Raw genomic sequence first — 11,217 nt, 5'->3', positions numbered from 1 at the left:
CCCTCTGTCCCGGTGGGTGCAATCGGGGGGGGGGGGGGCCCCCGGTGGGGGGGCACTGCAGCCCTCCAGCCACGCATGGCGTGGCTCTACTGCAGCCGTCGGTACCGCGTCATGCATCCTCGCGCCTGATCGCGCACAATCGGGCACATGCACCCGATCCGCACGTCCCTGATGCTCTCGGCCTGCCTGCTGCTGGCTGCCTGTGCTTCCACCCCGCAGGCGCCGCGCAATCCGCTGGCCACCTGGGTCCCGTCGCCGAACCAGAACGCACGCGATCCGGTGGTCATCGTCATCCACCACACCGAACAGGATTCGGTGCAGCAGAGCCTGCACACGCTGCGCACCGCCAACAGCGGCGGCCGGGTCAGTGCCCATTACCTCATCGGTGCCGACGGCCACCGCTACCAGCTGGTCAGCGACGAGCGCCGCGCCTGGCATGCCGGCGCCGGCCGCTGGGGCACCATCACCGATCTCAACTCGGCTTCCATCGGCATCGAGCTGGACAACAACGGCAGCACGCCGTTCCCGCCCGCGCAGATCGCATCGCTGATCCTGCTGCTGCGTGACCTCACCGAGCGCCTGAACATCCCGCCGCGGCAGGTGATCGGCCACGCCGATCTGGCGCCGACGCGCAAGGCCGATCCCAGCCGCTCCTTCCCCTGGCAGCAATTGGCGCAGGCCGGTTTCGGCGTGTGGCCGCGCGTCAGCGATGGCCCCGCACCGGAAGGCTTCGACGCCTGGAATGCGATGGCGCGCTTCGGTTACCCGCTGGAGGATCGCGAGGCGGCCGTCGCGGCGTTCCATCGCCGCTTCCGCGGCAGCGACGACCTGCCGAAGACACTGGACGCCGAAGACGCACGCATCCTGCATTCGTTGCTGCTGCAGACGCCGTAGCCGGTAGCGCCGGGCCATGCCCGGCGAGCGCGCAGCGCGGGATCCGCTTTCCACCGGGCATGGCCCGGCGCTGCCAAAGGTTGCCCCGCCACCATCGGCCCCACTACATTGCGACGATGATCACTGTTCCGTCGTCGCCGCGCGCGCTCCTCACCCTCCTGGCCGTTGCCCTGCTGGCCGGCTGTGCCACCACCGGCACCCGCCCCGATGCAAAAGCCACGGCCAAACCCGCTGCTGCCACCTACGCCAAGGTGGACTGGAAGGCGCTGCCGGCGGTTTCCGATACCGACCTGCTGGCCGGCTTCAGTGCCTGGCGCAGCAGCTGCACGCGGCTGAAGAACGATGCGGTCTGGGCCGGGCCCTGCGCGACCGCGGCTACGGTGTCCGACCAGGACCCGGCGGCGATCCGCCAGTTCCTGCAGCGCGACCTCGAGGTGTACGCACTGCGCGCCGGTGGCCATCAGGCCGATGGCCTGATCACCGGCTACTACGAACCCATCTATCCCGGCAGCCTGACCCGTACGGCCAGCGCGACTGTGCCGGTGTACGGCACGCCTGATGACCTGGTGGTGGTGCAGCTGGACAGCCTCTATCCCGAGTTGAAGGGCAAGCGCCTGCGCGGCCGCCTCGACGGCAAGGTGCTCAAGCCGTATGACGACGCCGGCACCATCGCCAGCAAGGGTTCCAAAGCGCCTGTGCTGGCCTGGCTGACCGACCCGATGGACCTGCAGCTGCTGCAGATCCAGGGCTCGGGGCGCGTGCGCCTGGCCGATGGCACCCAGGTGCGGCTGGCCTACGCCGAGCAGAACGGCCACCCCTACCGCGCCATCGGCCGCTGGCTGGTGGACCAGGGCGAGCTGAAGAAGGAAGACGTCACCATGGACGCGATCCGCGCCTGGGCGAAGGCGCACCCCGCGCGCGTGCCGGAGCTGCTGCGCAGCAATCCCAGCTACGTATTCTTCGTGCGCAGCGCCGACAGCCCGGAAGGCCCGCGTGGTTCGCTGAACGTGCCGCTCACCGCCGGCTACAGCGTGGCGGTGGACCGCAGCGTGGTGCCGCTGGGCAGCCTGCTGTGGCTGTCCACCACACGCCCGGACGGCAGCCCGGTGGTGCGCCCGGTGGCCGCGCAGGACACCGGCGGTGCCATCGCTGGCGAAGTACGCGCCGACCTGTACTGGGGCAGTGGCGACGCCGCCGGCAAGCTGGCCGGTGACATGAAGCAGAAGGGCAATCTCTGGATGCTGTGGCCGAAGGGCACCCCCCTGCCGAACTGAACCGGCAGGGGTCGGATCCCTTTCCGAAGGAAAGGGCTCTGACCCCGGATGCCTGATAATGGCGCCATTCCGAACTCTCCGGCCGCCGCTGCGGCCAGGACCCCTGCAATGAAGAACGTCAAAAGCAACAACGCGAAGAAGTACTACAAGCACTGGGCCGAATCGGGCCTGGGCAAGGGCAACGTGCTGATGGAAGCCCGCGGCGAGAAGATCGTGCGCCAGGTGGAGATCTACGGCACCAAGCTGGTCTGGGCCGACGAGCACGGCCAGAGCGATGACCGTTTCCTGCTGGCCGACCAGCCGGTGTCGTTCCTGGATTTCGACGAGGACGACGAAATCTCCGCGCGCGAGTTTGAAAGCGCCTGGAAGAAGGCCAGGGAAGCCACCGGCTACCCGGTGTAAGCCGCCGCTCCACCCCGCTTTTGTGGAGTCGAGCTTGCTCGACTGCTTCACCTCGTAGAGTCGAGCTTGCTCGACTGCTCCCGGCAACGGCAGTCGAGCAAGCTCGACTCTACGGGTCTCGTGCGTGAAATGTTATATGATTACATTTCATCCGCGCCCTTCCATCCCCCATGAAGACCTCCACGCTGGTGGCCGCCCTCGCGACCGCCCCGTTCGCCCCTGAAGCCTTCGCACAGTCCGCCGATGCCGCGCTCACCCTCGGCAAGGTGCAGGTGCACCAGCATGGCGAAGGCCAGTTGAGCGCCCACCAGGTCCTGACCTCGGTGGACGTGCTGGGCGCGGACCAGATCGAAGACCGCAACGTCTCGCACAGCTGGGAGCTGCTGGGGCAGATGCCCGGCATCCAGCTCACCGAAACGCGGCAGGGCGCCGAATCGGGCAAGGTCAGCTTCCGCGCCTTCAACGGCGAGGGTTACCTCAACGCCATCAAGACCCTCATCGACGGCATCCCCAGCAACGTCAACAGCGGCAACCAGCGCTTCATCGACATGCTGTTCCCGCTGGAAATCAGCTACATCGAAGTGGTGCGCGGGACCAACGATCCGCGCTACGGGCTGCACAACATCGGCGGCAACGTGAACTTCGGTACGCGCCAGGGCGGCAACTACACCGATGCGCGGCTGGCCTACGGCAGCTACAACACCCGCGATGCGCAGCTGGCAGTGGGCCGCGAAGCGGATGGCTTCGCGCAGAACTACTTTGTCGGCACCCAGGCCAGCGATGGCTACCGCGACCACGACACCTCGAAGAAGTACTCGCTGGGCGGCAAATGGTTCTACGGCTCGCTGGACGACGGTCTGCGCGTGGGCCTGACCGCGCGCGCGTACCACCACGAAGCCGACGAACCCGGTTTCATGACCGCTGACGAACTGCACGCGCATCGCCGTGGCAGCGACCTGCGCAACGGCAACGATGGCGATGACCGCGACATGCGGCAGATCGCCGCGCACGTGGACCTGAAGCTGTCCGACGCGCTCACCTTCGGCACGCGGCTGTACTACAACCGCTACGAAGACGACCGCCGCGTGACCTTCAGCGACCTGCCCACCGGCAACCTGCCGCGCCAGCGCCGCGTCTGGGATGAACGCCAGACCGGCCTGCTCAGCACGCTCACCTGGCAGGCCAGCCCCGCGCTCACCGTCGAAGGCGGCCTGAACTACGAGCAGCAGGACAACGGCTATATCCGCGAGCGCTACGCCTACGCCGAACCCACCGATTTCAGCCAGGCACCGGCGCGCGTGCAGAACGACGACCGCCACAGCTTCGACAACTGGGGTGCCTACGTGCAGGCCATCTACCAGCCTGCCGAGGCGTGGAAAATCGTGCCGGCCTACCGTATCGACCGCTTCAGTGGCAGCACGCACCTGATGAACGGCGTCAGCGGCCGCCTGCAGGACTACGGCACCATCGGCCAGCCGAAGCTGAGCGTCATCCACAGCCTGGGCGACACCACCCACGTCTACGCCAACTGGGGCCGCACCTTCCAGGTGCTCACCGGCTCCACCGCACCGGCCTACCTCACGCCGGGGCAGGCGCCGGTGCAGCCGTCCACCAACACCGGCATGGAGCTGGGCCTGAAGTTCCAACCCTTCCATGGCAGCCAGGCGCGCCTGGCGGTGTGGCAGCAGGACGCGGAGAACGAGGTGTCGAACATGCCGGCCACCGGCACCACGGTGACCCTGGGCAAGACCCGCCGCCGCGGCGTGGATGCGCAGCTGAGCCTGCAGTTGGGCGATGACTGGACGCTGTGGGCTTCGCACGCCTACCAGGAAGCGAAGATCACCCGCGACGACCGCGATGCCAGCGTTTCGCTGCAGGGCAGGGAAGTGGCGGCCACCCCGCGCCACATCAGCAACCTCGGTGTGGACTATCGCGCCAGCGACGCGTTGCGCCTGGGCCTGCAGGCGCGTGCACAGGGCGATTACTACCTGGAAGAGCGCAACGAGGCCGGCAGGTTCGGTGGCTTCGCCGTGCTCGACCTCAGCGCCGCGTACCAGATCACCCCGCGCTGGAGCGTGGACGTGCAGCTGAAGAACGTCACCGGCCGCGAGTACGCCTACGCGTGGTACGACAGCTTCTTCTGGGACAGCGCCCGCCCGATGTTCTCGCCCGCCCCGGGCCGCAGCGTGTTCGTCGGCCTGAACATGAAGCTGTAACCGGAATGGGGTCAGATCCCTTTCCCGACGGAAAGGGATCCGACCCCGGACCCCGCAGCGCAAGGGGTCAGATCCCTTTCCGCAAGGAAAGGGCTCTGACCCCGGGCCCTCGTTTTGCACTACATTGGTGCAATGTCCGACCCCGCACCCCCGCCGTCCCTTGATGCCCTCGGCACGCCGCTGGCCTGGGCCGGGGCCGATGGCCGCATCATCGGCTGCAATCCTGCCTTCGCCCGCTGGCTGGGCGTCAGCGTCCGCCGCCTGATCGGCCAGCCGTTGGCCGCGCTGGAAGTGCAGGGCGAGGCGCTGGCCCATTTCCTGGCCCGCGACGAGCGCGACAGCCTGCGGCTGAACCGCCTGGCGCTGGCCCTGCCGGGCGAGGGCGCGCGTTTCGCCGAGGGCTGGATGAGCCGCCGCGACGATGGCGGCTGGCTGCTCGAAGCCCATCCGGTTGACGAGTTTCCCGGGCTCGACCCGACCCAGGCCCTGCCCAGCGCGCTCAGTGCCGCGCTGAAGGGCCTGGCGCACGAGCTGCGCAACCCGCTGGCCGGGTTGAAGGGCGCGGCGCAGCTGCTGGCCCGCCGTGCCGCCCAGCGCGATGCCAGCGAGCGCGAACTGATCGACCTGATCGGCTCGGAGATCGAGCGCCTCAACGGCCTGCTCGACCAGCTGCTGTCGCCGGCACCGGCCGCGCCGCATGCATCGCTGAACATCCACGCCTCGCTGGAACGCGTGCTGCGCCTGGCCGAAAGCGAGGCTGGCTGGGCCGTGCGCCTGCAGCGCGACTACGACCCCAGCATTCCCGAATTCGATGGCGATGCCGACCGCCTCACCCAGGCGGTGTGGAACCTGGTGCGCAACGCCATCCAGGCCGGCGCCGGGGTCATTACCCTGCGCACGCGCGTCGAGCACGGCGTGCGCATCGCCGAACAGCTGCACACGCTGGCCCTGCGCCTGGAAATCGCCGATGACGGCCGTGGCGTGCCCGAGGAGCTGGCCGAGCACCTGTTCCTGCCGCTGGTCAGTGGCCGCGCCGAAGGCACCGGCCTGGGCCTGGCACTGGCCCAGCAGGTCGCGCGCGAACACCGCGGCACGCTCACCTACCGCTCGCGCCCGGGCCATACCGTGTTCACCCTGCTGCTGCCGATCGGCAACGGCGCCGCCCCGGCCGAGGAGGCCCCGCGCGATGTCTGATTCCCCCACCACCGCGCAGCGCATCTGGGTGGTCGACGATGACCGCGCCGTGCGCTTCGTGCTGTGCACCGCGCTGCGCGAGGCGGGCTACCAGGTCGTCGATTTCGACAGCGCCGCCCCTGCGCTGAAGGCCCTCAACGAAGGCCCGGCGCCGGCGCTGCTGTTCACCGACGTGCGCATGCCTGGCGACGATGGCCTGGTGCTGCTGGACAAGCTGAAGGCCGCGTTGCCGCAGTTGCCGGTGGTGGTGATGTCGGCCTACACCGATGTGGCCAGCACGGCCGGCGCGTTCCGCGGCGGCGCCCACGAGTTCCTGTCCAAGCCCTTCGATCTGGATGATGCGGTGGCCCTGGCCCAGCGCGTGCTGCCTGTCGTGGCACCGGCACTGGCCGCGCCCACGCCGGTGGCCGATGCGCCCAGCGACCAGCCACCGCAGCTGGTGGGCGATACGCCGCCGATGCGCGCGCTGTTCCGCGCCATCGGGCGCCTGGCGCAGGCGCCGCTGACGGTGCTCATCACCGGCGAAACCGGCACCGGCAAGGAACTGGTCGCCAATGCCCTGCACCGCGAATCACCGCGCGCACAGGGACCATTCGTTGCGCTCAACACCGCCGCCATTCCGGCCGAACTGCTGGAAAGCGAACTGTTCGGCCACGAGGCCGGCGCCTTCACCGGTGCGCAGCGCCGCCACATCGGCCGCTTCGAGCAGGCCAACGGCGGCACGCTGTTCCTTGATGAAATCGGCGACATGCCGCTGCCGCTGCAGACCCGCCTGCTGCGCGTGCTGGCCCAGGGCGAATTCTTCCGCGTTGGTGGGCGCGAGCTGATCCATGTGGATGTGCGCGTGGTCGCTGCCACCCACCAGGACCTGGAAGGGCTGGTCGCGCAGGGCAGGTTCCGCGCCGACCTGCTGCACCGCCTGGACGTGGTGCGCCTGCAGCTGCCGCCGCTGCGCGAGCGCCGCGAGGACATCGCGCAGCTGGCCACCACCTTCCTGGCGGCCGCCGCGCACAAGCTCGACACGCCGCCCAAGCGGCTCACTGCTGCCGCCCTGCAGGCGCTGCGCGAGCACGACTGGCCCGGCAACGTGCGCGAACTGGAGAACGTCTGCTGGCGCATGGCGGCACTTGCCGCCGCCGACACCATCGGCGTGGCCGACGTCGATACCGCGCTGAACCGCACGCGCAGCCGCCGTGGCAGTGCCGCAGGCGCCGACCCGGGGCAGTGGGAAACGCTGCTGTCCGAATGGGCGCGGCGGCAGCTGGCCGAGGGCGCTGAAGGCCTGCACGCGCAGGTGCGCGAGCGGGTGGACCACGCCCTGCTGGAGGCAGCGCTGCAGATTACCCATGGCCGCCGCGCCGAAGCCGCCGCGCGGCTTGGCCTGGGCCGCAATACGCTCACCCGCAAGCTGGGCGCGGGCCGCCGCCGCGGGAGCCATTGAACGGCCCGTGCACGCGGTCCTCGCGCCCGCTTGCCGAACTGTTGATCCGCCATGGACGATGCCGTCCGTAGTGTTCCCTGCAAGGAGTTCCTGATGCGCCTGTCACCTGCCATCCTGCCGCTGTCCGCCGCCGTGCTGCTGTCTGCCTGTGGCAGCGCGCCGCAGAAGCCGCAGCCCACCCCTCCGCCGGTGGTCACCACGCCCGTGGCCCAGCTGGCCGAAGCCAACCTGGCGCCGGCCTCGGCCAGCATCGTCAGTGGCCGCCTGGTGCTGAAGACCGAAAGCGGTGGCGTGCACCTGACCGGCCTGGTCGGTGGCCTGCAGCCGATGCAGCAGGCCGGCTTCCACATCCACGAACGCGGTGACTGCAGCGCGGTGGATGCCAGCAGCGCCGGCAACCACTTCAATCCCGCTGGCAGCGCGCACGGCCGCGCCGGCAGCGGCAAGCACCACCTGGGCGACATCGACAACCTGCAGGCCGATGCCCAGGGCCGCGCGAACATCGATGTGCACCTGAAGGGCGTTACCCTTGGGGGAGGCGCCGCCACCGATATCGCCGGACGTGCACTGGTCGTGCATGCCAACGCCGATGACTATCGCAGCCAGCCCGCCGGCAATGCCGGCGTCCGCATCGCCTGCGGTGTGATCCGGGTTACCCGCTGATCGCCACGGGCTTCATTCCAAGGAGAGTTCCATGCGTCTGATCCATACCTCGCTGTTCGCGGCCATCGCCGCCCTGGGCCTGGCGGCCTGCAACCAGCAGCCGGCCGCCCCGGAAGCCGAAGCGCCGGCCACCACCCCGGCCGAAGGTTCGGCAGCACCGGCTGATCCGGCCGCTGCACCGGCTACCGAAGCCGCCCCGGCCACCGATGCCACGGCCACGGCCGAACTGGCACCGACCCAGGGCAACGAGACCAAGGGCAGCGTCACTTTCAAGGTGGTCGACGGCAAGGTGCATGTGACCGGCCAGATCAGCGGCCTGAAGCCGGGCAGCGAGCACGGCTTCCACATCCACGAGAAGGGCGACTGCAGCGCGCCGGACGGCATGAGCGCCGGCGGCCACTTCAACCCGGGCAAGCAGGACCACGGCAATGTGTCGGCCGACCCGCACCACGGCGGCGACATGCCCAACATCAAGGCCGACGACAAGGGCGTGGCCACCATCGACGGCCCGGTCTCGAGCAACGTCAACATCGGCAAGGGTGATGACTTCGACATCATCGGCCGCGGCCTGATCGTCCACGCCGACGCGGACGACTACAAGACCCAGCCGACCGGCAACGCCGGCGCGCGCCTGGCCTGCGCGGTCATCCAGAAGGCCCCGTAAGGCACAATCGCTTCCTGTAGAGCCGAGCCCATGCTCGGCTGCTCTACAGGCGGCCTGAGCCGAGCATGGGCTCGGCTCTACAACTACCCGCACGGGCGTTGTGGATCAGCGCGCCAGCAGCTCGCGCGCGTCCTGCCCGGCCTCGCAGTGCACGAACAGCACCGGCACGCCGTGTGCTTCCAGCACCGCGGCCATCTGCCGCTGGCGCATCAGGAACTGCTCGTAGATGCCCTGCAGGCGGTCGCAATCGCCCTTGCTGTGGTTGTAGTACGCGCACCAGCCGGCCGGATCGAACAGCGCCATGCGCGCCTCGCCCTGCGTATAGCGCAGCAGCGGCTCGGGTGCGTTCTCCAGCCACTCGTCCTGGCCCGGGGCCAGGATCGCGGTCTCGATCAGCGGCCACAGTGCGGCCAGGCCCTGGTTGTCGTACTGCATCGACATCATCGCGGCCAGGTCGTTCACGGTGAAGTAGCGCGCGTGCTCGATGCGGGCACCGAAGCTGTTCTGCGCCATCAACGCCGTATCAGCGTGGGCCATGCCGTTGGCCAGCAGCACATCTTCCAACGCGTCGGCCACGGCCGCGGTGGTCGCCACGTCGCTGCCGGTCAGCAGGAAGGGCACCACGCGCAGACCACCGCCCACCAGCGTCGCATCGGCCTGGAACGGCAGCGGCACCTCACCATCGGCGCCGGCACCGAAGGCCAGCAGGCGCGGGCCCTGGCTGCGGCCCGGGGCACGCATCTGCAGCTCTTCCAGGCGGCGGTGGATCGGCCAGCCCGGGCGCAGGATTTCAGCGGGGTCGAAATGGGCGGCGGCGAACACCAGGTCCAGCTCGGCCACCTGCGGCACCAGCTTGGCCAGGTCACGGCCGATACGGTCGGCCAGTTCACCGGCCTGGTCGGCGCTGAGCACCGCCTGGCGGGGGATTTCGCCGTTGGCCAGTTCCAGGGCCAGCACGCCAAGGGCATTCATCGCGGGGTCGGGTTTGCTCATGGTTCCACGGTTGGCCCATCACAGGGCGGCAGCTACACTTGGCGCCATTATGCCTGCTCCGTCGTGCAGGCCATGTTGCAGACACCCTCATCCATGCCAGGTATCTCCATGCCCAACGCTCGTCCCGTCGCCATCCTCGGTGGCGTCCGCATTCCGTTCTGCCGCCAGAACACCGCGTATTCGGATGTCGGCAACCTCGGCATGTCGGTGCGGACACTGGGCGCGCTGGTCGAACGCTTCGGCCTGCACGGCCAGCAGCTCGGCGAAGTGGCGATGGGTGCGGTCATCAAGCATTCCAGCGACTGGAACCTGGGCCGCGAAGCCACGCTGTCCTCCGGCCTGTCGCCGTTGACCCCCGGCATCACCCTGCAGCGCGCCTGCGGCACCTCGCTGGACAGCATCATCACCGTGGCCAACAAGATCGCCCTGGGGCAGATCGAATCGGGCATCGGTGGTGGTTCGGACACCACGTCCGACGTGCCGATCGTCTACGGCAAGAAGCTGCGCGCGCGCCTGCTGGCCGCCAACCGTGCCAAGAGCACCGGCGACAAGATCCGCGCGCTCACTGCCGGCTTCAAGTTCTCCGAGCTCAAGCCCGAGTTCCCCGGCGTGGCCGAGCCGCGCACCGGCAAGAGCATGGGCGACCATTGCGAGGACATGGCCAAGGAATGGAACATCTCGCGCGATTCGCAGGACGAATGGGCGGTGTCCTCGCACAAGAAGCTGGCCGCCGCCTACGAGCGCGGCTTCTTCAACGACCTGATCGCCCCGTTCCGCGGCGTCGAGCGTGACAACATCCTGCGCGCGGACACCTCGCTGGAAAAGCTGGCCACGCTGAAGCCGGCCTTCGACAAGGTCTCCGGCCGTGGCACCCTCACCGCTGCCAACTCCACCCCGCTCACCGATGGTGCCGCGGCGGTGCTGCTGGCCAGCGAGGAATGGGCCCGCGCGCACGGCCACGAACCGCAGGCCTACCTGCGCGATGCCCATGTATCGGCAGTGGATTTCGTGCACGGCGAAGGCCTGCTGATGGCGCCGACCGTGGCCGTGCCGGAGATGCTCAAGCGCAACGGCCTGACCCTGCAGGACTTCGACATCTACGAGATCCACGAAGCCTTCGCCGCGCAGGTGCTGTGCACCCTGCGTGCGTGGGAGAGCGAGGATTACTGCCGCAACCGCTTGGGCCTGGATGCACCGATGGGCCGCATCGACCCGGACAAGATCAACCTGCTGGGTTCGTCGCTGGCCACCGGCCACCCGTTCGCCGCCACCGGCGCACGCGTGATCGCGACGGCGGCCAAGCAGCTGGCCGAACGCGGCGGTGGCCGCGCGCTGGTGTCGATCTGCACCGCCGGCGGCATGGGCGTGGTGGCGATCGTCGAACGCTGATTACCGCTGCTCTGGTGGGTGCCGACCGTTGGTCGGCACACCTCAGCCATGCTCACGGCACCCGCGGGTTGCCGAACTCGTCGCGCA

10 protein-coding genes are annotated in these 11,217 nt (G+C 69.1%); 9 read left to right on the top strand and 1 reads right to left on the bottom strand.

Annotation, left to right across the window (positions count from 1 at the left end; translation table 11 throughout):
* Nucleotides 1-147 precede the first annotated feature (147 nt).
* The 8 genes from IAE41_RS20360 (at nucleotide 148) to IAE41_RS20325 (ending at nucleotide 8,748) form a co-directional block, all read left to right on the top strand.
* The gene (locus IAE41_RS20360) at nucleotides 148-894 is read left to right on the top strand and encodes an N-acetylmuramoyl-L-alanine amidase (protein WP_200734353.1); all 747 of its coding nucleotides are present in this window, start codon (nucleotides 148-150) and stop codon (nucleotides 892-894) included.
* Nucleotides 895-1,010: 116 nt separating this feature from the next.
* Complete coding sequence (locus tag IAE41_RS20355) at nucleotides 1,011-2,168, top strand: MltA domain-containing protein (protein ID WP_200734352.1); 1,158 nt, start codon at nucleotides 1,011-1,013, stop codon at nucleotides 2,166-2,168.
* A gap of 108 nt (nucleotides 2,169-2,276) precedes the next feature.
* A complete protein-coding gene (locus IAE41_RS20350; protein ID WP_200734351.1) occupies nucleotides 2,277-2,570 on the top strand; it encodes a hypothetical protein in 294 nt (97 codons plus the stop codon).
* Between the two features lie 170 nt (nucleotides 2,571-2,740).
* Nucleotides 2,741-4,786: a TonB-dependent receptor gene (locus tag IAE41_RS20345; RefSeq protein WP_200734350.1), complete on the top strand. Its 2,046-nt coding sequence runs from the start codon at nucleotides 2,741-2,743 to the stop codon at nucleotides 4,784-4,786.
* A gap of 132 nt (nucleotides 4,787-4,918) precedes the next feature.
* A complete protein-coding gene (locus IAE41_RS20340) occupies nucleotides 4,919-5,980 on the top strand; it encodes an ATP-binding protein (protein ID WP_200734349.1) in 1,062 nt (353 codons plus the stop codon).
* Nucleotides 5,973-7,421 carry a nitrogen regulation protein NR(I) gene (gene ntrC / locus IAE41_RS20335; protein WP_200734348.1) on the top strand — a complete coding sequence of 483 codons (1,449 nt, stop codon included), beginning with the start codon at nucleotides 5,973-5,975 and terminating at the stop codon, nucleotides 7,419-7,421. Before IAE41_RS20340 ends, ntrC begins: the two co-directional genes overlap by 8 nt.
* Before the next feature lie 93 nt (nucleotides 7,422-7,514).
* Nucleotides 7,515-8,084, top strand: coding sequence for a superoxide dismutase family protein (locus tag IAE41_RS20330; RefSeq protein ID WP_200734347.1), 570 nt, complete (start codon nucleotides 7,515-7,517; stop codon nucleotides 8,082-8,084).
* Between the two features lie 31 nt (nucleotides 8,085-8,115).
* Nucleotides 8,116-8,748, top strand: a complete 633-nt coding sequence (locus IAE41_RS20325; protein ID WP_108745663.1) for a superoxide dismutase family protein — start codon at nucleotides 8,116-8,118, stop codon at nucleotides 8,746-8,748.
* A 105-nt stretch (nucleotides 8,749-8,853) separates the two neighbouring features.
* Here the strand turns inward: IAE41_RS20325 and IAE41_RS20320 are convergent, their stop codons facing one another.
* A complete protein-coding gene (locus tag IAE41_RS20320) occupies nucleotides 8,854-9,741 on the bottom strand; it encodes a hypothetical protein (RefSeq protein WP_200734346.1) in 888 nt (295 codons plus the stop codon).
* Between the two features lie 93 nt (nucleotides 9,742-9,834).
* Here IAE41_RS20320 and IAE41_RS20315 point away from each other — a divergent pair, with 93 nt between their 5' ends.
* On the top strand, nucleotides 9,835-11,130 hold the full coding sequence (locus tag IAE41_RS20315; protein ID WP_152027154.1) for an acetyl-CoA C-acetyltransferase: 1,296 nt from the start codon (nucleotides 9,835-9,837) through the stop codon (nucleotides 11,128-11,130).
* The last annotated feature ends 87 nt before the right edge of the window (nucleotides 11,131-11,217 follow it).

The organism is Stenotrophomonas sp. S39 (genome assembly GCF_016624665.1).
Taxonomy (GTDB): Bacteria; Pseudomonadota; Gammaproteobacteria; order Xanthomonadales; family Xanthomonadaceae; genus Stenotrophomonas.
This window is presented reverse-complemented; position numbering and strand designations above follow the sequence as displayed.

Bases quoted from the DNA above. Each gene is read 5' to 3' on its own strand.
- IAE41_RS20360 (WP_200734353.1), top strand. From the start codon at position 148: ATGCACCCGATCCGCACGTCCCTGATGCTCTCGGCCTGCCTGCTGCTG.
- IAE41_RS20355 (WP_200734352.1), top strand. From the start codon at position 1,011: ATGATCACTGTTCCGTCGTCGCCGCGCGCGCTCCTCACCCTCCTGGCC.
- IAE41_RS20350 (WP_200734351.1), top strand. From the start codon at position 2,277: ATGAAGAACGTCAAAAGCAACAACGCGAAGAAGTACTACAAGCACTGG.
- IAE41_RS20345 (WP_200734350.1), top strand. From the start codon at position 2,741: ATGAAGACCTCCACGCTGGTGGCCGCCCTCGCGACCGCCCCGTTCGCC.
- IAE41_RS20340 (WP_200734349.1), top strand. From the start codon at position 4,919: ATGTCCGACCCCGCACCCCCGCCGTCCCTTGATGCCCTCGGCACGCCG.
- ntrC (WP_200734348.1), top strand. From the start codon at position 5,973: ATGTCTGATTCCCCCACCACCGCGCAGCGCATCTGGGTGGTCGACGAT.
- IAE41_RS20330 (WP_200734347.1), top strand. From the start codon at position 7,515: ATGCGCCTGTCACCTGCCATCCTGCCGCTGTCCGCCGCCGTGCTGCTG.
- IAE41_RS20325 (WP_108745663.1), top strand. From the start codon at position 8,116: ATGCGTCTGATCCATACCTCGCTGTTCGCGGCCATCGCCGCCCTGGGC.
- IAE41_RS20320 (WP_200734346.1), bottom strand. From the start codon at position 9,741: ATGAGCAAACCCGACCCCGCGATGAATGCCCTTGGCGTGCTGGCCCTG.
- IAE41_RS20315 (WP_152027154.1), top strand. From the start codon at position 9,835: ATGCCAGGTATCTCCATGCCCAACGCTCGTCCCGTCGCCATCCTCGGT.